Here is a 22,567-nt window from a genome sequence, read left to right as displayed (position 1 = left end):
CATGGACTGCTAAAGACGATTGCGGAAATATTTCTGATATTTTCACGCAAGTGATTACGATACAAGATACTTCTGCTCCAACATGGTCAACTGAAATTGCTTCTTTAAACAAAACTATAGAATGCAGTGATGCTGCAGCCTTAATTTCGGCGCAAGCATTGTTACCAACGGCTTCTGATTTATGTGATGCTGATGTTTCGAATATCACTAAAATAAGTGGTTTGTTTGTAGCCTCTGCTGGTTGTTCGAATGCTGGAACTTACACCAACACATGGACTGCTAAAGACGATTGCGGAAATATTTCTGATATTTTCACGCAAGTGATTACGATACAAGATACTACTGCTCCAACATGGTCAACTGAAATCGCTTCTTTAAATAAAACTATTGAATGCAGCGATGCAACGGCTTTAATTTCGGCGCAAGCATTATTCCCAACAGCTTCTGATTTATGTGATAGTGATGTTTCGGATATCACTAAAATAAGTGGTTTGTTTGTCGCTTCGGCTGATTGTTCGAATGCAGGAACTTATACCAACACATGGACTGTTAAAGACGATTGCGGAAATATTTCTGATACTTTCACGCAAGTGATTACAGTACAGGATACTTCTGCTCCAACATTTATTGGTGATCTTCCTTCTGACATTACAGTTTCTTGTGATGCTGTTCCTGAACCTGCAAATATGGAGGCTTCTGATAATTGCAATGGTAATTTACCAATTGTTTTCACAGAAACTAAAAGCAATATCGTAAACGAGTGTGCTTCTAATTATACTTTAACACGCAAATGGACTACTAGTGATTGTGGTGGAAATACAACATCTTACACTCAAATTGTAACCGTTAGAGACACGACTGCCCCTACAGGAACAACTCCGTCTGATATTGCTAATTTGCAAAGTATTGCTGCGATTCCGGCTGGTAGTCCAAATGATATAAAAGATGCTCTTGATAATTGCAGCACTACTGTAAACATCACAGTAAGCGATTCTAATAATGGAGGAAATGGTTGCGATGGGAATGCATATATATTAACCAGAACTTATACTTTAACAGATTGTGCCGGAAATAAAACGGAACTAAAACAAACGTTTACTGTCGAAAATAAAGTTTCAGTAACAGGTGTTGTTTCTAATGTAACTTGTTTTGGAGGAAAAGATGGTTTGATCTTAGTTACTAATAGTCCTGGATCTACTGTAATTATTAGAAATGAAAACAATGAAGTTGTCAGTAATTCAAATTTACCGGCAGGAACCTATACACTTACAGCAACATCATCGGTAAATGCCGGAAACGAAACTTGTTCAGCGACTGCAACGGTTGTAATTACTCAACCAAGTTATACCGTTAAAATATCCGGGCAAATAATCAACAAAGATACTAATACACCAATTGCAAATGTACCCGTTACTTTGATTCCTCAAGGTACTACTACCGGTCCTGTTTTATTACGTATAACTGGTGCTGATGGGCTTTATAATTTCTCAGGTATGTCTGCCGGAAGTTATGTAGTACAAGTTCAGGATGCTAATCTTAATAGTGCATATCAATTGTATCCTGTAGATTCAAGTTTATTCTTTACAACACTGGAAGACTGTAAAATTCAACAACATAATTTTGAATACGAAAAATCAAATCTTCCTGTTTTAGGTGATTATGTTTGGTATGATACGAATGGAAACGGAGTACAGGATGAATGGTACGATGCCAATAATGACGGTGTTGTAACCAAAAACATTCCTGACAGCAATGGAGCTATTGATTACAGCCAATGGGAATGGATTGACTTAAATGGGGATGGAAGCTACACGGGACCCTCGAATGTAGGTGAATTAAATGCCGGTGGTTTCGGAAATGCTCTGAGTTCTAATGTTATTATTGATGGTCCTAACGGATATCACGAAGAAGTAATTGTAGGTCTTACCGGATACTGGAGAGACAGACCAGATACTGCTAATCCCTATGGAGATTATACTATTAAATTAGTAAAAGATGCTAATCTGGATGCTGTTGCTTCGGCCTTAGGAGCTACAGGTTTGGTAAAAGTTCTTCCAACAATTACAGGCAAAAAAATAACCAATAAAATACAAAAGCATACTGTTTGTAGTACTACCGGAGGCGCAAGCGGATATATTGTAACAATAACACCTGAAGATTTAGTACATCTAGATGCAGACTTTGGAGTTAATTGTAAAACATATTCTGATATTGTTGCTAACGATGATACTGGTGGTCCAATTGCCAGATCGACTACTACAACATCAAGTGTTTTAAATGTATTGGTAAATGACACACTTGAAGGCGTTGTTGTAACTGCTTCTGATGTTATTATAAAAACAGTAACACCTAATGAGTTTTTACAACTTAATCCTGGTGGTTCAGTAAATGTTTTACCAAATGCACCAACCGGTATTTTGACATTAGTATATCAAATTTGTGAGGCTGATGAGACTTCAAACTGTGATACTGCAACTGTAACTATTACTATTGTCGATCCTGCACCTCCTACTCCCGTACTTGCTGTAAATGATGTTTATAATAATATTGGCTGTAATACATTTGGGTTAGTAGGAAACGTTTTGATCAATGACTTTAAAGGTATCACCAAAGCGTCGTTAGAATTGGTAAACTTTACATTATTAAATGAAACTAATAACGGAACAAAAACAAATCCGAACATCACTTTTGATGCTTTAGGAAATGTAAATGTATCGGGTTTAACTCCAGCAGGAACTTACACTTATAGTTATCAGATTTGCGACAAATTAAATTCAGGAAATTGTTCTACAGCGACTATTACAATAACTGTCGTTCCAAATGGAATAATAAATATTGTCAGCAAAGCTTGTAATGATGATTCAACCCTTATTGACTTACTTAAACTGTTACCGGAGAACACACCAACAACAGGAGTTTGGGTTGATTCTACTAATAGCAATACCATACAAGGAAACACTTTTAATGCATTGGGCTTAGCGCTTGGTAGTTATACTTTTGAATATAGAATCGCTGATCAAAATTGTTCTAGAAGTATTGTACTTAGTATGGAAGTAAATGATGACTGTAAAGTATTAGCCTGCGGAAATGTTGTGGTAAACAATGCTTTCTCTCCTAATGGCGACGGAATAAATGATTTTTTCAAAATAGATAATATTGATGATACAACTTGTTATCCTGAAAACAATGTAGAAATATATAATCGTTGGGGAATATTGGTTTTTGAAACTGATAATTATAATAATACCTCCAACGCTTTCGACGGAACATCAAGAGGCAGAACAACTGTTAAGCAATCTGACGGACTGCCAACGGGAACTTATTTCTACATTATTAATTATAAATCATTAGATGGAAATAATGTACTTCAGAACAACAAGAAAGATGGATATTTATATATATCAAAATAACAAGAATCAATAAATCACTGTATAACAAATACATAAAAATATATTTACAAATAATTAATAGAAAAAATCCTTATTTTTGAATATACAAATGAATTGACTTTTTTTAGGATTTTAATTAATAGAAAAAATCAATAGTAATAATAAAAATAATCTACTATGAGAACAAAATTATTTTTCTTCGTCATTATGTTTGTAACCATTGCCAGTTATGCACAGCAAGATGCACAATTCACGCAATACATGTACAACACCATAACCATAAATCCGGCTTATGCAGGATCGCGAGGGGCTTTGAGTATTTTTGGTTTATATCGTACCCAATGGGTTGGACTCGACGGAGCTCCCGAGACCAGCAGTTTCTCGGTTAACAGCCCAATTAACAACAGTAATCTGGGAGTTGGTATCTCATTAATCAATGATAAAATTGGTCCTACCAATGAGAACAATCTTTCGGTTGATCTTTCGTATACCGTTCAGACATCGGCAGATTTTAAACTTTCCTTTGGTATAAAAGCCACAGGTAATTTATTCAACCTCGATGTGAGTAAATTAAATCCTGCCGATCAGGGAGATCCACAATTCCAGAATCTCGATAATGTCTTCAAGCCTAATATTGGAGCCGGGGTTTACTGGCATTCTGATAAAGCCTACATCGGATTATCAGTTCCTAATTTTATTGAAACCAATCGGTATGATGATAATGATGTGGCCATTTATAAAGATAAAATCAATTATTATTTAATTGCAGGATATGTATTTGATCTTGATAAATACCAATACGTCAAGTTCAAACCTGCTGTATTGGGTAAAATGGTCGAAGGGGCACCACTTCAGGTCGATATCTCGGCCAACTTTATGTTCATCGATAAATTTGTTGTAGGTGCAGCTTACAGATGGAGCGCCGCGGTAAGTGCGATGGTAGGCTTTCAGGTCACAGATGGTTTGTACATAGGTTACGGTTACGACCGTGAAACCACCAGACTGCAAAATTATAACTCAGGATCACATGAGATATTCCTGCGTTATGAATTCTTCAAAAACAACGGTAAAATGACAACACCACGTTTCTTCTAAAAATAAATGACTATGAAAAATTATATATTCCTTTGCCTGACCCTTATAATTGTTTTTTCATTTGACAGTTATGCCCAACAATCCAAAGTAGCGGCCGGTGATAAAAAATATGCCAACTATGCTTATATCGATGCCATAAAAACCTATGAGCGTGTAGCTGAGAAAGGATACAAATCCGAAGACATGTTTAAAAAACTCGGAAATTCCTATTACTTTAATTCCGACTTTGACGGTGCTGCAAAATGGTACACAGAATTGTTTGCCATGAATACAAGTGTGGAACCGGAGTATTACTACCGATATGCGCAATCGTTGAAATCAACAGGACAAACCGATAAGGCCAACAAAATTCTAGCAGAGTTCAATGCCAAATTCAAAAATGACAACAGGGGAAAATTATACAAAGAAGATGTCAATTACCTGGATCAGATCAAAGCCAATTCAGGACGTTATAAAATTGAAGATGCCGGAATTAACTCCAAGTATTCCGATTACGGATCCTTTGTATACGACAACAAGGTATACTTTGCCTCGGCCAGGGATACCGGAAACTTCTCGCAGCGCAAACACAAATGGACCAATGAATATTTTACCAATTTGTATTTTGCAGATGTAGATCCTGCAACAGGCACAGCCTCGAAGGTAAACAAGTTCAAAACTTCGATCAATACCAAATTCCATGAAGCTTCACCGGCTTTTACCAAAGACGGAAAAACAGTTTATTTTACCCGAAACAATTATGTAAACGGCAAAAAAGGAAAAGATGAAAACAAAATTACTTTAGTCAAAATATACAAGGCGACCCAGGAAAACGGCAAATGGACCAACATTACAGAGCTTCCTTTCGATAGTGATAATTACAGCACGGCGCATCCTGCCCTGAGTCCGGATGAAAAGACCTTGTATTTTGCATCTGATATGCCCGGAACGTTAGGACAATCTGATATTTATAAAGTCAGCATCAATAATAACGGAGGTTATGGTACTCCTGAGAATCTAGGCAATACCATCAATACCGAAGGCAAGGAAACATTTCCATATGTCACAAGCGAAAACGAAATTTATTTTGCATCAGACGGACATCCCGGACTTGGGGGACTTGATGTATTTGTGGGTAAAATTGAGGACAACGGAACCATCAGCAATATTCAGAACGTGGGAGCCGATGTGAATTCTCCCAAAGATGATTTTGCCTATATCATAGATCCGGCTTCGCGAAGAGGTTATTTCAGCTCTAATAAAGATGGGGGTCAGGGTTCTGATGATATCTACAAATTTTTGGAAACCAGAAAACTGCAATGTGTTCAGACATTAGAAGGCATTATTACAGATCTTAATACGGGCGCAATTCTGGCGGGAACAAAAGTTACTTTATACGAAGGTACAATCCTCAAAAATACCTCAATTGCTGATGCAGGCGGCTACTATACTTTTGCTGTTGAATGTGGGAAAACCTATAACGTTAGGGCCGAGAAACAAGAGTACACAACCAAAGAAGTCAGCGTGACTATTGGAAAACTAACCGGAAAAACAAGTCTTCCTATTGCTCTGGAAAAATCAACCTGCAAGGTGACCATTGGGGATGATCTGGGAAAATGTTTTGGCATCAAAATGATTTATTTCGATTTGGATAAATCAAACATAAGAACCGAAGCAGCACTCGACCTGGAGAAAATCCTTGATGTATTAAACAACAATCCAACGATGAAACTCGATATCCGTTCCCATACCGATAGCAGGGCTACAAATCAGTACAATCAGGCTTTATCAGACCGAAGAGCAAAATCGACGATTGCATGGCTGATCAAAAACGGTGTGGCCAAAAACCGATTAACAGGAAAAGGATATGGAGAAACTCAACTTGTAAACGGTTGTTCTGACGGAGTACAATGTACTGAAGAAGAACACCAAATGAACAGAAGAAGCGAATTTATTATTACAGGACTTTAAAAATCTAATGTTATTAATTAAATTCCAATATTATTTAATTCCAAATTTCAATAATGTAAATGCATACATTATTGAAATTTGGAATTTTTATTTTGGGATTTTTTCTAATAAAAAAAGTCGTTGCAAATCATAGATTTACAACGACCACTAAAAACCAACCAGTCCAATAATATTTTAAATTTTAGCAAATATATTCGTATAGTATTTTTTTCCTGTTTTTGGATCAGTTGTTACTGACAAACCAAAATGAGTAAAATCTCCCTCGATATTTTCTTTATGTCCAGGGCTATCTAACCATGCTCTAACAGCTGCTTCAGAAGTTTTATAATTATAAGCTACATTTTCGCCTACTTTTTTAGCTCCTAAAACACTAACAATATTATTAGAACGTGAGGTAAAATCATTATGATCAACAACATTATTTGCAATCATGTATTTATTATGCTCTTCACATTTAAACGAAATATGATTTATTTTTTCTAATGCATTCAAACCAATACTTAAACGATAGTCATTAATAAGTTTCATGGTTTCTAACTCTGAATCATTATAGGAGTAGTTTGTTATCAGAGCTTCAGTAGTAGTACTATTATTGCTTCCCTCGGCACTATCTGCAGAGCATGAGTTCATTGTAATAAATATTACAACGAACATCATGGCACACATAATCTTTTTCATAATCAATAGCAGTTAAAATTAAAGTAAATGTTGGGGCAAATTCCTTAAATTATATTTTTAAATAAATTGTCTTGTTTTTCTTATTCAAACATATTCAATTTATCGGCAAACTGCAAAATTAATCGACGAAATACATAATTATTCAATTATTAAATATAAAAATCCTACAAACTAAGAAGAAAGTCGTTCAATCTTCCAGGAGAAATCAGATTGACTTTGATAACGAATCCTGTCGTGCAACCTATTTGGTCTTCCCTGCCAAAATTCTACCTCTAATGGAGTTACTAAATAGCCGCCCCAATTTGCAGGTCTCGGGATTGGCTTTCCTTCAAATTCTTTTTCTAATTTCTTCAAATTATCTTCCAGGAAAGTCCTTGAAGGAATCACTTCGCTCTGATGCGAAACAATTGCGCCCAACTTACTTCCATCAGGACGAGAATCAAAATATCCATCAGAAATATTCTCAGATGTTTTTTGTGCAATACCTTTTATAATCACCTGACGTTCCATTTCCTGCCAAAAGAAAGACAAACAAACGTGCGGATTTGCAGCGATTGCTTTTCCTTTCTCTGAATCATAATTGGTATAGAAAATAAAACCTTCTTCAGAAAATTTCTTTAATAAAACTACTCTTGATTTTGGGAAACTGTCCAATCCAATGGTCGAAACGGTCATGGCATTTACTTCTCCTTTTACACCAAAATCTTCTACCTCATGAAACCATCGGTTAAAAAGATTAATAGGATCTTCTGGAATATTAGCTTCCAGTAATTCACTTTTCTCGTAAGATTTTCTATAATTGCTTAAATCATTCATGATTGCTAATTTTAGATTGTTGATTTTAGATTTTAGATTGTTGAGTCTAACTTTTTCGAAAACTTAGTTCCAAAGCCTCCGTATAGAAACTGAGATTAAAACTCAAAACTTCTTCCGTCGTCTCCTAAAAGTACATTTGGAAAGATTTCTTCGGCTTCTTCTTTAAAGCGTTCAATACCATCATATCTTGTAGAATAATGTCCCAGAACCAATTGTTTTGCATTTGCTTTCAATGCAATTCTGGCTGCTTCTTTGGCTGTTGAATGCAATGTTTTAAAAGCCAGAGGAGCTTCTGATTCTAAAAAAGTTGATTCATGATACAACACGTCAACATCTTTTATAATCGGTAAAATGTCTTCATGATAAACAGTATCAGAACAAAATGCATAACTCATTGCTGGAATTGGATCAAAAGATAATTTCTCATTTTCAATTACAGTTCCGTCGTCAAGCGTAACATCTCCGCCATTCTTTATTTTTTGATAATAAGCAGTATGAATATCATATTGCTGAACTGCATCAACATTCAGTTTTCTTTCTCCGGGTTTTTCCTGAAATAAAAATCCGTTCGTATATACACGATGTTTTAACGGAATAGTTTTTACAATTACTCTGTTATCTTCAAAAATAACTTCGCTTTCTTTTGATTCTAATTCATGAAAGAACAACTCATAAGTCGTCCAGGAATTGGATAATCTAAGTTGTAAATTAATGATTTCCTTTACTCCTTTTGGACCATAAATATGAAGATCCGTAGTACGTCCTAAAAGTGCAAAAGTCGAGATGGTTCCAATTAGTCCAAAAAAGTGATCACCGTGCAAATGCGAAATAAAAATGTGATTAATTTTTGAAAATTTAATCTTGTTTTTACGCAATTGTACCTGAGTTCCTTCGCCACAATCAATTAAAAACAATCTGTTCTTGATTTCTAAAACCTGCGAAGTTGGGTTGGTAATAGTTCTGGGAGTTGCGGCATAACAGCCAAGTATGGTAAGTTTCAATTTTATGTTTATTCGTTTATGTGGTTAACTGTGTAATCGTAAAATTGGTACTTGGTTGAATCGCAAATTGATTAAACAGCTGAACGACTAACCGATTAAACAGCTAAACTATTGATCATTTTTTAAAAACCGAGGTCTCTTTCAATTTCATCCATTTCAATTATATCGTGCGCCTCTAAAACCGACGGAACCACGATTAATTTTTCTGAAATAGCATTAAAGTCAAGATCAGCGACTACAATTACAAACGACTTTTTGGCTTTTTTTTGCTGTTTTACAAGTGGTAAAAAAAGTTTCAAATCTTTTTCAGTCAAACCTGCATCTGCTGATAAATCGATTATAATATTTTGTTTTTCAAAGGTTTTAAATTGCTGCGTTACTTTTTCCAGAAAAGCATTAAAATCTCCCTGTGTATCTTTAATCGTAACGGTATGTCCTTTTTGATCTACTTTCATCTTCTAATTTATAGGCGCTATTGAGAAGCTAAGGTACAATTTTTTTAGTTTTCAGTCGCAGTGTCAGTTTTCAGTTTTTTAAACTTTGTGATTTCAGTTTTCAATCGCAGTCGCTGTTTTCAGTTTTCATTCTCAATTTTGTCAGGCTGAGCGAAGTCGAAGCCCGTTCCTATTGGTGCGCCCTTCGACTTCGCTCAGGGTGACAGCCGTTTATAAGCCTGTCATTGACACTGCAGACTGAGACCGAAACTGTAAACTAAACTTACTGAATCTTAGACGCCAATAAATAAATCACCGCCATTCTGATTGCAACACCATTCTCTACCTGATTCAAAATCACTGAATGATCGGAATCTGCAACTTCAGAAGTGATCTCTACTCCTCTGTTGATTGGTCCCGGGTGCATGATGACGATTTCTTTTCCAAGAGAATCTAATAAAGGTTTATCGACTCCGTATTGTTGTGCGTATTCACGTGTTGATGGGAAGAAGTTCACATCCATACGTTCGTTTTGTACACGAAGCATATTGGCTACGTCGCACCATTCCAAAGCTTTTCTTAGATTGGGTTCAACTGTAACACCAAGTGATTCGATATATCTTGGGATCAATGTTTTTGGTCCGCAAACTTTTACTTCGGCACCTTGCATTTGTAAAGCGTAAATGTTAGATAAGGCTACTCTTGAATGCAGAATATCACCTACAATAACTACTTTTTTTCCGGCTACATCACCTAATTTTTCTCTTATTGAATAACTGTCAAGCAAAGCTTGAGTAGGATGTTCGTGTGCACCGTCTCCGGCGTTTACAATACTGGCTTTGACATTTTTGGACAAAAAATAAGCCGCTCCGGGATTGGAGTGGCGCATTACAACCATGTCTACTTTCATGGAAAGAATATTGTTTACTGTATCGATCAGGGTTTCTCCTTTTTTAACCGAAGACTGAGCTGCCGAAAAACTGATAACATCAGCAGATAATCGTTTTTGTGCCAACTCGAACGAAAGTTTTGTTCTGGTACTATTTTCAAAGAAAATATTGGCAATGGTTATATCTCGTAATGAAGGAACTTTTTTAATAGGTCTGTTAATGACTTCTTTAAAATGATCGGCAGTTTCAAAAATCAGGTTAATATCATTCTCATTGATGTATTTTATTCCTAATAAATGATTTACGCTTAATTCTTTCATTTTTATTTCTTTAATATTTATTTGTCAAATTCATGAATTTCTGAAACACTCAGTCTTTCAATGCTTCTAAAAAGAGAAGCTGCTTATTGAACCATTCTGTCTACAACTTCACTGTAATCCTGGAGATCTCTTGCATCTTCATCAAAAATCTTTTGCCATCTGAAACCCGGAATTTCGATTTTAGTTTTAGCAGAGCCATTCCAAATTATTTTAAAATCGTTGTTTATTAAAACTTCAGCCACTACTTTCCCTACTTCTATTGTCGTTGCATCATCAGAATTATCTACTTTTTGAAAAGCGATAAACAAACTTGGATTTTCGATTGCAATTGCTCTCGCCAAATCTTGTTCGTGATAAAAACAATAACCATCAGACTCTACTTCGTTTTCCTGAAGTTCTCTTTCAACCTCAACCACTTCATATTCACCATCGGTTGTGGTGTAACCTGCGTTGTGAAGTGCGACGATGTTTTCATCACCCAATTCATCAAACGCTTTTATTAGCCTTTCAGTATCTGTTGGGCTTTTCCATTGTTTACTTTCTGCGACTAATTTTTGGTATTCTTCTCTTATTTTGTCAAAAGCCCATTCTTCTGAGATTTCATCTGCAAATTCGTTGTCTTCAATTTCTTCTAAGATGTTTTCCTGAATCTCATCAAGTGAAAGAAATCCCATTCTGACCTGATTAAAAATCGATTCATAAATAAAAACTTCATTCTCTGTCATGTTTTTTTGTTTAATCGTTGATTGTTTAAGCGTTTATTTGTTTGATTGTTTAATTGTCTCGTTTTTGCGATTAAACAATTAACCGATTAAACTAATTCGTTATGAGGTAAACCGCATCTTCGCCTTCATTCTCTTTCCAGCTTACTTTTACTTTTTCGTCATTAATTGCATCTACCTGACGGCCGCGATAATCGGGCTGAATAGGTAAATTACGGCTAAAACGTCTGTCGATTAACACCAACAATTCGATTTCTGATGGTCGCCCAAAAGATTGAATTGCAGTCAAAGCAGAACGTATGCTTCGTCCGGTAAACAATACATCATCGATAAAAATGACTTTCTTGTTTTCGACTATAAAATTTATTTGTGTTTTATTGGCTTCCAGCGGTTTATCAGTACGACGAAAATCATCTCTAAAAAAAGTGATGTCCAGATATCCTAAAGAAATTTCAGGAACCTGATATTCGTTTTCTAATATTTGTTTTAAACGTTCAGCTAAAAAAACGCCTCTTGGCTGAATCCCAACTAAAATAGTATCCGAGAAATCAAGGTGTTTTTCGATTAACTGACAAGCCAAACGATGGAGTATAATAGTAACTTCTTTTGAACTAAGTAATACTTTTTGACTCATAATTAAGTGTAATGTTTGGTTGGGCAAATATACGAAATCAGAATTTATTTGTTGGGGTGTTGGGTGGGGAAATATTTATTTTTGATTTGGAGAAACTTTTATCGCTTAAATAAATTTTATACTATACATTGTAACTTTATAAAAAATAATATTTTTACATTTTGTTTTTAATTAATGAACTATTTTAACATAACAATACTTTTTTACTTTTAACCTATGAATAAAGATCATGATAAATTAATCACCGACTTACATCGATTTTTAAACTCACAAGATTTCAAATCAGAAAAAGATCTAAGAAAGTTTATGGAAAGTATGGATCAGCAGATCCCATCACTTCCGGAAGAAGTATTAACTTCACAAGAACAAGCACAAAACTTAGTTTATGAAGCTTACGATCTTCCAACTTTTAAAGCTAGACAAAATATAAAAAAAGCTTTAAAACTTGACAATAATTGTATTGAGGCATATGAATTTCTCGGTTCAATCGAAGATGTTGAAGAAATTGCAATTCTTTTTTTTGAAAAAGGAATTAAAATAGGCCGGGAAAATTTTAATGAAACTTTTTTTGAAAGAAATAAAGGGAAATTTTGGTACATCCATGAAACCCGGCCTTTCATGCGTTGTCTATATCACTACTCTGTTTGCCTTTACAAAATTGGAAAAACAAAAGAGGCCGTAATAATTTCAGAAGAAATAATTGCACTCAATGAAAATGACAACCAAGGAGTAAGAGATCAACTTTTACTTTATTTTATTCTGCTTGACGAGAATGAAAAATTCCAAAAATATGCTACGATGTTTAAAGATGACGATGGTACATTTTCGCTTTTTAACAGAGCCCTGTTCGCTTTCAAAACAGAAGGAGAAACGGATAATACTAATAAACAACTCCAAAAGGCAATTAAGCAAAATAAATTTGTAGCAACTAAACTTCTGTCTAAAAAACCAATTACTAACACCACTGACTATTATAGTTGGGGCGGCGCAGACGAGGCAAACTATTATGCAGAATTTGCTAAATACATTTGGGAAAATACAAATGAAGCAACTTTATGGCTAAAGAAACATACTACTAAGTCATAATAACAGTTCTCGCAAACGTGATTACCAGGTATACAAATACCAACCCAAGCAATCGTCTAAGCGCAACGATAGCGCAGAAATCTTTTCCGTGGCTAAAAAGTTTGACAACGCTATACTGTGTAGTGCATATTCAAAATTAAATACGCTGTAAATTAAACGTGGAATATATTGATGTTTTTCTTTTTTTATGCTTGTAAACTGGATTAAAATCCAGCCCTATAATATGGATGGAGCCTATGGCTCTTTTTTTCGAATATCCTTAATATTTTCAATTTGTCGTTTAGTCAAAATCATAGAACTTTTGAACCAAATTATATAACACCTTTTTTTGATGTTTGAAGTAATTTTATTCTACGATAATTAGAATAGTAGATTCTTTTTAAAACAACTAAAAACAGCAAAATCATGCAAAAGAACAGTACACGTTTGTTAATGGTATTCGTAATACTATTTTCATTTACAAGTTGCGAGGCTATTGGAGACATCTTTAAAGCCGGAATGGGATTCGGGATCTTTATCGTCATCTTTATTATTGCGATAATCATCTTTATATTCGCTAAACTTTTTGGTGGTAATAAATAAACATAAAAAAATCCCGATCGGTAAAACGATCGGGATTTCTTTTCTATTTAAAAGCTATGTTTTATTTAGCATACATTTTTGTTCTTAATTCCTGAACTTTTTCATCGTCAAGATATTCATCAAATGTCATATAACGATCGATTGCTCCGTTTGGTGTCAACTCTACTACTCTATTACCAACAGTTTGTGCAAACTCATGATCATGTGTGGTGAAAATTACAGATCCTTTGAAGTTTTTCAACGAGTTGTTAAATGCTGTAATCGACTCTAAATCTAAGTGATTCGTTGGTTCATCAAGCATTAAAATATTAGCACGTTCCATCATCATTCTCGAAAGCATACAACGTACTTTTTCTCCTCCTGATAATACACGGCTTGTTTTTAAAGCTTCTTCTCCTGAGAAAATCATTTTCCCTAAGAAACCTCTAATAAATACTTCGTCGCGCTCTTCTTCAGTTTTTGCGTATTGACGTAACCAGTCTACCAATGTCAAATCGTTTTCGAAGAAAGAATGGTTTTCAGCTGGTAAATAAGCTTGATTGGTTGTAATTCCCCAATCAAACGTTCCTGCGTCTGCTTTTTGCTGGTTGTTCAGAATTTCGTAGAATGCTGTTGTAGCACGTGAATCTTTAGAGAAAAGAACAATTTTATCGCCTTTTGCCATATTCAGATCAACTCCTTTAAATAAAAGTTCACCATCTACAGAAGCTTCTAAATTTTCTACATTCAAAATCTGATCTCCTGCTTCACGATCCTGATCAAAAATAATTGCTGGATAACGACGGCTTGAAGGTTTAATATCTGAAATATTCAATTTAGAAATCATTTTTTTACGAGAAGTTGCTTGTTTAGATTTGGCAACGTTCGCGCTAAAACGACGAATAAATTCTTCTAATTCCTGTTTCTTTTCTTCGGCTTTTTTGTTTTGCTGTGCACGTTGTTTTGCCGCTAATTGGCTAGACTCGTACCAGAACGTATAGTTTCCTGAATAGTGATTTATTTTTCCAAAATCAATATCAGAGATATGTGTACAAACTGAATCTAAAAAGTGACGGTCGTGAGATACTACAATTACTGTATTTTCATAATTTGCTAAGAAATTTTCTAACCATGAGATGGTTTCAAAATCCAAATCATTGGTAGGCTCATCCATAATAAGCAAATCCGGGTTACCAAAAAGAGCTTGTGCCAAAAGCACACGAACCTTAATTTTTCCCTCAAGATCGCCCATTAATGTATAATGATGCTCTTCGTTGATTCCTAAGTTAGACAACATCGATGCAGCATCAGAATCTGCGTTCCAACCGTTCATTTCTTCGAACTGAACCTGAAGTTCTCCAATTCTGTCTGCATTTTTGTCGTTGTAGTCTAAATAAAGTTCATCCATTTCTTTTTTAACAGCATAAAGAACTTTATTTCCCATCAAAACAGTTTCCAAAACCGTATGCTCGTCGAACAAATTGTGATTTTGGGTTAAAACTGACATACGCTTTCCCGGTTCTAAATGAATGTGGCCAGAAGTTGGGTCAATGTCGCCTGAAATGATTTTTAGAAAAGTAGATTTTCCAGCACCATTGGCTCCAATAACTCCATAAATATTTCCGTGTGTGAATGTGGTATTTACTTCGTCAAACAAAATTCGTTTGCCAAATTGAACTGATAAATTATTGACTGTTAACATGAATGTCTTTTTAATTAATTTCGTGCAAAAGTACGGAAAAAGGTTCAGAGTTGCAAAGGTGCAAAGGCTCTAAGTTTTTACCATGCGAAGAAAATTTCTCGCAAAGACGCAAAGGCGCAAAGAAAAGAAATTTTTAAAGGCAATAAATCTCAAAATAGAAGTCGAAAGCTTATTCAAAACTAAACTTAAAAACAATCCTAATAAAAACTTTGCGACTTTGCGAGATTAATTCGACTGCAATATGCTTTCTTTTGCCAAAGCCACTTCTAAACTTTCGAAATTAGGCAGCACTTTAGCAATCATTCCTTCTTTGTTCAGTATAAAATGTGTTGGAAATGAATTGAGTTGTAAGGCTTCATTCATATAGACTTTCATGCTTGGAATTACCGAATATTTTAAAGGTCTTTTGGCTAAAAATGTTTTTAATTGTTCTGGCGAATCTTCGGCGAGGCTTATAAATAGTATGTCTTTTCGGTCTTTGTATTCGTCTGCTAATTTATTTACCTGAGGAAATTCTCTTATGCATGGCGTGCAGTGAATGTACCAACATTTTATAACAATGATTTTTCCTTTAATGGATTCGTTTGTTACTAGATTTCCGTTTAAATCTTTGAAAGAGAATTTAGGGAAAGCTGTTCCTTCCATTTCGAAATTCTTATGCGCGTCAAAACCAATCTGATTGATGGTTGCTTTTATACTTGTATCTGAATTGGGCTGAATCTCGAATAGTTTATAATAGTATTTAGAATCTTCTGATTTTAATCGGATTGGGATGAAGTTGCCGTTTGCTAATTGATCTAAGAAAGATTCTTTTGAAATTTCTTTTGAATTTGAATCTAATGCTGTAAAATCTCTTGAAAGCATTATGCTTTTGCTTTGGTATGCTGACCAATCTGCAAAGTTTTTTTGAATTTGAATGGGATCAACTTCTGGGGTTTCATGATTTGATTGAGCGAAACCTGAAGTAAAAATTAAAAAGGCTATTATAATGTTGATTGCTTTTTGCATGAAGTTTGAATGGAATTATTGGGATTCAAAAGTACTTAAAATTATTATGAATTTTGGTCGCAAAAAATGGTACACGGATGACACGGATTCGCTATCGCAAAAACGCGGATTTAAACAGATTTTTTATTGTCATTTTTGTCATCCCGACGCAGGAAGGATCACACTGGAAACCTCGCAAAGCTATGTCGATTTTGCGTATGTGATTTACTGCGTCTGTTAGCTATCGCTAGGTCTCCTGCGTCTAAAATGACAAGATTATGGTTTGTTTGTGCTTTAATGGGAGCGCATTTTCGGGTGAATTTTATTGTTTATCTATGTCAGGCTGAGCGGAGTCGAAGCCAGCGTTCCAATTGGTACGCCTTCGACTCCACTCAGGATGACAAATCAGATGTTAATATTAGTAATGTGCTTATCAAGCCTAATGTCATAGCCCTGATAGAAGTGGAAATCCTTTTATGTTTTTTCTTTAAAAACATAAAAGATTGAAACGAATAGCAGGAAATAGCTCCTAAAAAAAATCATTCCTATTTTTACTCTAATTCAAACCATAAAAAAAACCTGGCAATACAGTTGCCAGGTTCATAATGTTCTCCTACGGGTGAAAACCAAATAACAAATCACCCAAATTCAAAGCATTTAATCGAAATAAAAATTAGATTAAAAAATAAATAACCAAACTCAATTTTAACCGTTCCAATTTTTCTATTTCTAAATTTTTCATCTTGTAACTTTAGTTTAAAAAGTTCATTACTTTCAATGACTTTTTATTTCCTGCTTTGTCTGTTACTATCACTATAAATATTTGTTTCGTCGAAAAACTTTGATTGTGAATCACTACTTCTTTATTATTCTGAATATTTTTATGACTTACTAATGGTTGCCCTATCGTGTTGAATACCTCAACCTGAGTGATATCCTGAGTTTCATTTGTAACTGATAATGCGTCATTCTTAAAATAAGCTACAGTTCCGCTATTGACTTCTATATTGTCTAATGGCAGTTTTTTTGCTGCTGATTGCGAATTAAAATATGCCGCATAAGCATTCGAGAACTGATACCCTGTACCGCAAGCAGCATCCCAATTGATTGACCAGGTCATCACTCCGCGCATATCAGGATATGGGCCGCCTTTTAATGTGTATGCTCTTCCTGAGAAAGTTGTACCATATCTTAAATAATTGAATGCCTGAATTCCTTTCTCAGGTGTTAAATATCCTCCTGCCGGAGCTGCTCCTGCACAAGCCGGAATCGCGATTACGATTTTAGAAGGTGGCAATGGAGGAAAATAAAATCCTGTTGAAGCTACGTTGAATCCTTTCATCAACATATCTGACATAGAGACTAAAAAGTCCGGTGTCGCCTGTGAATATGCTACATTATCTAAAGCACTTATAGATCCTGTGTTGTACAATTGCACCATTAGAAGGTCTAATTCGTTACGTAAGTTGTGGATTACGGGCAGGAATGAACCTGCTCCATCTGAATAAACAGAATATCCTACTTGCACATAAAACGTTTCCGGTGCAGATGTTAAGATAAATCCGCTTCCGTAACTTGCTTTTAGTTCTTTGAAAGCATCTACAATATTCTTTAATTTTGGATAGGCTGAAATCGCTGAATAAGAAAAATCCTTAAGTGCTCCTGCTCCAAAATTCATTGATCCACCTTCGAAATCAATATCTACTCCATCAAAACTGTATTGGTCTACAATAGCTTTTAACCCGTTTACGAAAGTATTTTTTTGAGCTACGGTTTGCAATTCTACGTGACCATTTTGCCCTCCGATAGAAACAATAACCGGAATCCCTTTGTCTCTCAGAAATTTGATATCGTTCTTTAATAACTGAGGATTAAAAACTCCATTTGTCATATACCTTGGTTCGTTTACTACCAAAATTGGCGTATAACCATCTCTGTTAAGCGTTTCGATAAAAGAGTAAACAACAACATTGAATTTCTTATCTCCCATTTGATTGAAATACAAAAATGGCGCACTGGCATTATCCCATCCATGGGCATAACCCACAATTACTTTTGCAGGCAATGGATTAAAAGCGGAACTAATAATACTAATAGTCTGATTGAATGTTTTTATTCCGCCAAGATTATCTGTTGCTTTTACTATAATTGCATAATTTTTATAGGCATTTGGTGTAAAAGTATAGTTGTATGCATTTCCGGTTCCTTTTGTCATAGGAAAAGAAATTCCGTCGATACTAATTGAAACACTTGCAATCGTACCGTCTGAATCTGTAACATTTACGCTAACCGGAACGGGCTGAAATCCTGAAGCCTGATTAATTGATGTTGCTGCTGGTGTTATCCATGCAATTTCAGGTACTATATTTGGGCAGGAAGTTCCTGAACATTGCAAATAGAATGCTTTTGTGTTTTCGGCAGTTAGACTATTTGAAGCTGTTGCACTTGCTTTTAAGGTGTAATTTTTATTAAAATCTGCTGCAGCTGGTGTCCAACTTGCTACATATTCAGTTCCTGTAAGTGTTGCTGTAATATTTTGTCCGTTGATGTTAAATACAACCGAAGAAATAGTTACACTAGGATCTGCAAAAGTCAAACTTGCATTTGCTTTGAGCTGAATAGCAGTTCCTGGCGCAATGGCTACAGTTGCCAGAGACGGGCTTGTAATTGTTACTTGTGGCGCAACTGAATTTGAATTGAAATTGTAAACCTGCGGTGTTGTTGGCACTGCAAAATTGGCCAGATTCGTTGGAGAATAAATAATGTCATTATTCTGCCAGCCGTTCAATTTCAGGCTTGAAATAGTAGTATAACCCGCCACAACTGAATTATCAAAACTAAAATTTCCCTGAGCATCTGTTGTCGCTATAACACTTTTCCATCCGTGGGCATTATCTGTCCAGGGCACGATCAATTCTACTTTCGCTCCCGTAACCGGTGTTGAACCGCTTTTTACAGTTCCGCTAATTAGGTTTGCAACAGGCAAATTTTGCATCAAATCCAATGTTTTGTTAGCCAAAGCACGATCAGAAACTGTCTCATAAAAAGAATAATTCAAATGCGTCAACTTACTTTCATCTACCCTGGGAATATTAAAATACCGGGTATTAATAGACCATTGCGCGTCATCCCCTACTGTGTTTTTGCCATGAACCGGCTGTACTAACGCAAATAAGGAAAACAATAACAAAAAAAGCAATCTGTAATAATGTTTCATAATTAAATTAATATTGGTTAATAGAAAATAAATATTCCAATCACGATACCTTACGTACTAAAAAAGCATGTAAATACAATAACTGGCTTTCGATAAATTGCAAACAAATCACAACTCATTGGAAATTAATTCATATTACTTCTAAAAATAAATATTACTATTACTGATCTTCCATAATCACTAGTGAATAGCACTGATTGATATTTATTTAATTTTTCAAAAAATTAGGTTAAGAATAGATAAATTTGGGATTCATCAATTTTAATACTTTACTTGTTTGTCATGTTTATTTTTATTCTGTATTATTTGGCTTTAATTGTTAATAGTTCTTTTTGGCTATATATTTTATCTTTTTGATTTAATGCATTTTATATAATTTACATTACCATATTTACCTCTACCAAAAAAAATTTGGCAGAGATAAATAAATTACTAATCAGGGTAACAAAAACTTACTAAATACTAACTCAGACCAAATTCATTAAATTAATTTTTTAAGACTTGCATAAACTGATAATTCAACATCTGCATGATCTTTTGTATTACATTGCTCGATTAAATTCTTTAGAGCATCTTCGTTTAATGTTGATTTATTATCTAAAACAAGCAACAATTCCTGTGATGCATCATTTAATTTTTTAGACAATGGTAAAAGCGGCTGCATTAAAGGTGCATTGGCACTTAACTCTGTTAATCCTTTATTTACAGCGATCCACTTGTTGAAAAACGCTGCGACTTTTGCTTTATTTTCCGGAGATTTATTGGCTAAATATTGTGTTACAGCATCATCAAAAGCTAAAGCATCTTTAGCATCTGGCGTACAAACATCTGCAAAAAGTGTAAATGGAGAATACATTTGATATTCTGTTCCGCCTTTATTACGTGTATACCCTTTTAATGGCTCACACACATTTGAAAATTCTTCTAATAAATCGATTTTTTGATTGTTTGAAATATTTCTTAAAATAACTGCTTTATTACGAATATGTGTAATACCAAGTTCTTCTAACCTAAATGAAACTACATCAAGGCGTTTACGCATATTGGCAACATCTGTAATATCTTCTGCAGACCAAAGTCTTTCAGCAATTGCAGCTGTTCTTGGCCAAAGTCTTGAATCTATTGTCAAAGGCGTTACAAGTTCTGTCCACATAGTAGCTTCGCCACCTAATATTCTTGCTTTTTCTTCAGTTGTCAGGTTTGCACCTTTTGGCATAGGATCATTCAAATAATGACTTGCAACCGGATACATTAAATCGATATAATACCCGTTTGACAAAACTGTTTTATATCCTTTTTTTACTGCATCTACTAATGACTGCCCTGCAACAACTCCTTCATTTGGACCTCTCCAGGAATGAATGATAGCATCTTTAGACATGTTTTTTGTCAAAATCTCTTCCCATCCCATTAATTGTTTACCATGTTTTTTAAGCATTGGTACTAATTGCATTGTAAAATAAGTTTGCAATTCATGATTGGTTGCTAACTTATTCTTCTTCATGAATTCCTGAATTTTTGGGTTTGAATCCCAGTCTTTACCTTCGTTTTCATCTCCCCCGATATGAAAATAAGCGCCTGGGAATAATGGACAAACCTCATCAAAAATTTCACTTAATAATTGATATGTTTTAGGATTTGAAGGATCTAATGTTGGCGAAAAAATACCAGCATTTCTTTCAATTCCATAGGTAGCAATCGCTGTACCTTCAATATTTTTTTCAGAAGTTCCACCTGTCAATTTCGTTACTTTACTTCCTATTTCAGGATAAGCCGTAAGTATCGCAGATCCGTGACCCGGAACATCTATTTCAGGAACTACTAAAATACCGCGCTCATCAGCATATTTTACGATATTTTTAATTTCCTCTTGTGTGTAATACATTCCATCTGAAGCTACATCAATTAGTTTTCGATGTTTTTTCATTTCGATTCTCCACCCCTGATCATCTACTAAATGCCAGTGAAAAACATTCATTTTCACTGCCGCCAATGCATCAATATTTCTTTTGATTACGTCGATTGGCTGAAAATGCCTTGAAACATCAATCATCAAACCTCTCCAGGTAAATCTTGGAAAATCTGAAACTTTTGAGTTTGGAAAATAAAATGAGTTATTTGTGTTTTGCAACATTTGCAATAACGTTTCAAGCCCGTGAAGTGCTCCTAAATCGCTGGTTGCATTTATTGTAATTTGGTTTTCTTTGATATCCAGATGATAACTTTCATCTTCATATAAACCAATTTTTCCGGCTTTAGTACAGTTGATCTGAAGTGTCGCATTAGGAACTTCATTTAGTTTTGTAATAAAACCCTGCTCGAAAAACATACCGGTTCTACCATCTAAGCGACGTAAAAAACGAGTTACTCCATCAAAAATTCGAGGATTTGGATTTCCGGTAATGTTTACTTTAAAAGTTTTATTTAAAGCAAAATTTCCGTCGTTTACAACAACGCTCTGAGGCCAGGGCATAAGATTTAACTGCTCTTTTTTAATTTGAGCACTAGATGTTACACCTGCTAATAGTAGGACTAATAAATATTTCATTTTTACTGTTTTTGAAAAGATGTTATCCTGAGATAACAGTATTAAATAGATAAAAGAAACAAAATTCAGAATGACTTCTATTGAATCCTCACTCTCATAACGAAATCAATCTGAATTTTGCAATGTGATCCGCTCTCACCCGAATCTTATATTTTAATTTTAGTAATCAAAACGTTTAAAAGCTTCGATTGCTTCGTATTCTGCCAATCCTAAATCATCGTATAGAATTGCTGTGTTTTTGTTACGGTCTTCGGCTCTCACCCAGAATTCTCTGGAGTCATTTCCTTGAAACATTACCCTGTCTTTTTGAGACTGATGGTACAAAATGGCATGACGTTTCAATAATACTTCTGACGGAGAAAGCGGAACGGCCATATCAATTTCGTGAATGTCCCATTCATGCCACGCACCTCTGTACAACCAAAGCCAGCAATCATCCATATATTTCTCCGGTTTCAATTCTTTCATTGCTGCAAAAATCGCGTTCAGACAAACTTCATGTGTTCCGTGCGGATCTGCAAGATCTCCTGCTGCAAA

The 22,567-nt window shown here is 34.9% G+C and carries 16 protein-coding genes and 1 pseudogene; 5 read left to right on the top strand and 12 right to left on the bottom strand.

Annotated elements, in window-relative coordinates; all coding sequences use genetic code 11:
* From ACQKCJ_RS23815 to ACQKCJ_RS23805, 3 genes are all read left to right on the top strand, one after another.
* Window positions 1-3,410: gliding motility-associated C-terminal domain-containing protein (locus ACQKCJ_RS23815; RefSeq protein WP_427403076.1), on the top strand; the 3,410-nt coding region annotated here is incomplete at its 5' end.
* A gap of 156 nt (window positions 3,411-3,566) precedes the next feature.
* Complete coding sequence (locus ACQKCJ_RS23810; protein ID WP_271338474.1) at window positions 3,567-4,484, top strand: PorP/SprF family type IX secretion system membrane protein; 918 nt, start codon at window positions 3,567-3,569, stop codon at window positions 4,482-4,484.
* Between the two features lie 12 nt (window positions 4,485-4,496).
* Window positions 4,497-6,434 (top strand): OmpA family protein, encoded by a 1,938-nt coding sequence (locus ACQKCJ_RS23805; protein ID WP_271338475.1) that lies wholly within the window; start codon window positions 4,497-4,499, stop codon window positions 6,432-6,434.
* A gap of 174 nt (window positions 6,435-6,608) precedes the next feature.
* Here the strand turns inward: ACQKCJ_RS23805 and ACQKCJ_RS23800 are convergent, their stop codons facing one another.
* The 7 genes from ACQKCJ_RS23800 to pyrR form a co-directional block, all read right to left on the bottom strand.
* The gene (locus ACQKCJ_RS23800) at window positions 6,609-7,064 is read right to left on the bottom strand and encodes a CAP domain-containing protein (RefSeq protein ID WP_271338476.1); all 456 of its coding nucleotides are present in this window, start codon (window positions 7,062-7,064) and stop codon (window positions 6,609-6,611) included.
* Between the two features lie 219 nt (window positions 7,065-7,283).
* Window positions 7,284-7,928, bottom strand: a complete 645-nt coding sequence (gene pdxH / locus ACQKCJ_RS23795; protein WP_427403075.1) for a pyridoxamine 5'-phosphate oxidase — start codon at window positions 7,926-7,928, stop codon at window positions 7,284-7,286.
* A gap of 95 nt (window positions 7,929-8,023) precedes the next feature.
* The gene (locus ACQKCJ_RS23790) at window positions 8,024-8,929 is read right to left on the bottom strand and encodes a ribonuclease Z (RefSeq protein WP_271338478.1); all 906 of its coding nucleotides are present in this window, start codon (window positions 8,927-8,929) and stop codon (window positions 8,024-8,026) included.
* Window positions 8,930-9,051: 122 nt separating this feature from the next.
* Window positions 9,052-9,384, bottom strand: coding sequence for a ribonuclease Z (locus ACQKCJ_RS23785; protein ID WP_271338479.1), 333 nt, complete (start codon window positions 9,382-9,384; stop codon window positions 9,052-9,054).
* 262 nt (window positions 9,385-9,646) lie between these two features.
* Complete coding sequence (locus ACQKCJ_RS23780) at window positions 9,647-10,573, bottom strand: aspartate carbamoyltransferase catalytic subunit (RefSeq protein WP_029273654.1); 927 nt, start codon at window positions 10,571-10,573, stop codon at window positions 9,647-9,649.
* Window positions 10,574-10,656: 83 nt separating this feature from the next.
* Complete coding sequence (locus ACQKCJ_RS23775) at window positions 10,657-11,298, bottom strand: DUF6891 domain-containing protein (protein WP_271338480.1); 642 nt, start codon at window positions 11,296-11,298, stop codon at window positions 10,657-10,659.
* A 91-nt stretch (window positions 11,299-11,389) separates the two neighbouring features.
* Window positions 11,390-11,929 (bottom strand): bifunctional pyr operon transcriptional regulator/uracil phosphoribosyltransferase PyrR, encoded by a 540-nt coding sequence (pyrR, locus tag ACQKCJ_RS23770; protein ID WP_271338481.1) that lies wholly within the window; start codon window positions 11,927-11,929, stop codon window positions 11,390-11,392.
* 216 nt (window positions 11,930-12,145) lie between these two features.
* On the opposite strand from pyrR, the gene ACQKCJ_RS23765 reads away from it, so the two are divergent.
* The gene (locus tag ACQKCJ_RS23765) at window positions 12,146-13,015 is read left to right on the top strand and encodes a hypothetical protein (protein ID WP_427403074.1); all 870 of its coding nucleotides are present in this window, start codon (window positions 12,146-12,148) and stop codon (window positions 13,013-13,015) included.
* Window positions 13,016-13,420: 405 nt separating this feature from the next.
* Window positions 13,421-13,597, top strand: a complete 177-nt coding sequence (locus ACQKCJ_RS23760) for a hypothetical protein (RefSeq protein WP_427403073.1) — start codon at window positions 13,421-13,423, stop codon at window positions 13,595-13,597.
* A 61-nt stretch (window positions 13,598-13,658) separates the two neighbouring features.
* Here ACQKCJ_RS23760 and ACQKCJ_RS23755 read toward each other — a convergent pair whose 3' ends face one another.
* From ACQKCJ_RS23755 to ACQKCJ_RS23735, 5 genes and pseudogenes are all read right to left on the bottom strand, one after another.
* The gene (locus ACQKCJ_RS23755) at window positions 13,659-15,278 is read right to left on the bottom strand and encodes an ABC-F family ATP-binding cassette domain-containing protein (RefSeq protein ID WP_271338484.1); all 1,620 of its coding nucleotides are present in this window, start codon (window positions 15,276-15,278) and stop codon (window positions 13,659-13,661) included.
* Window positions 15,279-15,503: 225 nt separating this feature from the next.
* Window positions 15,504-16,286 (bottom strand): TlpA family protein disulfide reductase, encoded by a 783-nt coding sequence (locus ACQKCJ_RS23750; RefSeq protein ID WP_271338485.1) that lies wholly within the window; start codon window positions 16,284-16,286, stop codon window positions 15,504-15,506.
* A 730-nt stretch (window positions 16,287-17,016) separates the two neighbouring features.
* Window positions 17,017-19,482 carry a glycosyl hydrolase family 18 protein gene (locus ACQKCJ_RS23745; protein WP_271338486.1) on the bottom strand — a complete coding sequence of 822 codons (2,466 nt, stop codon included), beginning with the start codon at window positions 19,480-19,482 and terminating at the stop codon, window positions 17,017-17,019.
* Between the two features lie 481 nt (window positions 19,483-19,963).
* Window positions 19,964-22,030: a beta-N-acetylhexosaminidase gene (locus ACQKCJ_RS23740; protein ID WP_271338487.1), complete on the bottom strand. Its 2,067-nt coding sequence runs from the start codon at window positions 22,028-22,030 to the stop codon at window positions 19,964-19,966.
* 159 nt (window positions 22,031-22,189) lie between these two features.
* Window positions 22,190-22,567 (bottom strand): annotated as a pseudogene (locus ACQKCJ_RS23735) (glucosamine-6-phosphate deaminase); the annotation flags it as partial.

The organism is Flavobacterium sp. NPDC079362 (assembly GCF_050267765.1).
GTDB lineage: Bacteria > Bacteroidota > Bacteroidia > Flavobacteriales > Flavobacteriaceae > Flavobacterium > Flavobacterium azizsancarii.
This window is presented reverse-complemented; position numbering and strand designations above follow the sequence as displayed.

Excerpts from the sequence above, each read along its gene's own strand:
- ACQKCJ_RS23800 (WP_271338476.1), bottom strand. The coding sequence starts at position 7,064 with ATGAACTCATGCTCTGCAGATAGTGCCGAGGGAAGCAATAATAGTACT.
- ACQKCJ_RS23775 (WP_271338480.1), bottom strand. The coding sequence starts at position 11,298 with ATGACAGAGAATGAAGTTTTTATTTATGAATCGATTTTTAATCAGGTC.
- pyrR (WP_271338481.1), bottom strand. The coding sequence starts at position 11,929 with ATGAGTCAAAAAGTATTACTTAGTTCAAAAGAAGTTACTATTATACTC.
- ACQKCJ_RS23765 (WP_427403074.1), top strand. The coding sequence starts at position 12,146 with ATGAATAAAGATCATGATAAATTAATCACCGACTTACATCGATTTTTA.
- ACQKCJ_RS23745 (WP_271338486.1), bottom strand. The coding sequence starts at position 19,482 with ATGAAACATTATTACAGATTGCTTTTTTTGTTATTGTTTTCCTTATTT.
- ACQKCJ_RS23780 (WP_029273654.1), bottom strand. The coding sequence starts at position 10,573 with ATGAAAGAATTAAGCGTAAATCATTTATTAGGAATAAAATACATCAAT.
- ACQKCJ_RS23755 (WP_271338484.1), bottom strand. The coding sequence starts at position 15,278 with ATGTTAACAGTCAATAATTTATCAGTTCAATTTGGCAAACGAATTTTG.
- ACQKCJ_RS23750 (WP_271338485.1), bottom strand. The coding sequence starts at position 16,286 with ATGCAAAAAGCAATCAACATTATAATAGCCTTTTTAATTTTTACTTCA.
- ACQKCJ_RS23785 (WP_271338479.1), bottom strand. The coding sequence starts at position 9,384 with ATGAAAGTAGATCAAAAAGGACATACCGTTACGATTAAAGATACACAG.
- ACQKCJ_RS23740 (WP_271338487.1), bottom strand. The coding sequence starts at position 22,030 with ATGAAATATTTATTAGTCCTACTATTAGCAGGTGTAACATCTAGTGCT.
- pdxH (WP_427403075.1), bottom strand. The coding sequence starts at position 7,928 with ATGAATGATTTAAGCAATTATAGAAAATCTTACGAGAAAAGTGAATTA.
- ACQKCJ_RS23760 (WP_427403073.1), top strand. The coding sequence starts at position 13,421 with ATGCAAAAGAACAGTACACGTTTGTTAATGGTATTCGTAATACTATTT.
- ACQKCJ_RS23805 (WP_271338475.1), top strand. The coding sequence starts at position 4,497 with ATGAAAAATTATATATTCCTTTGCCTGACCCTTATAATTGTTTTTTCA.
- ACQKCJ_RS23810 (WP_271338474.1), top strand. The coding sequence starts at position 3,567 with ATGAGAACAAAATTATTTTTCTTCGTCATTATGTTTGTAACCATTGCC.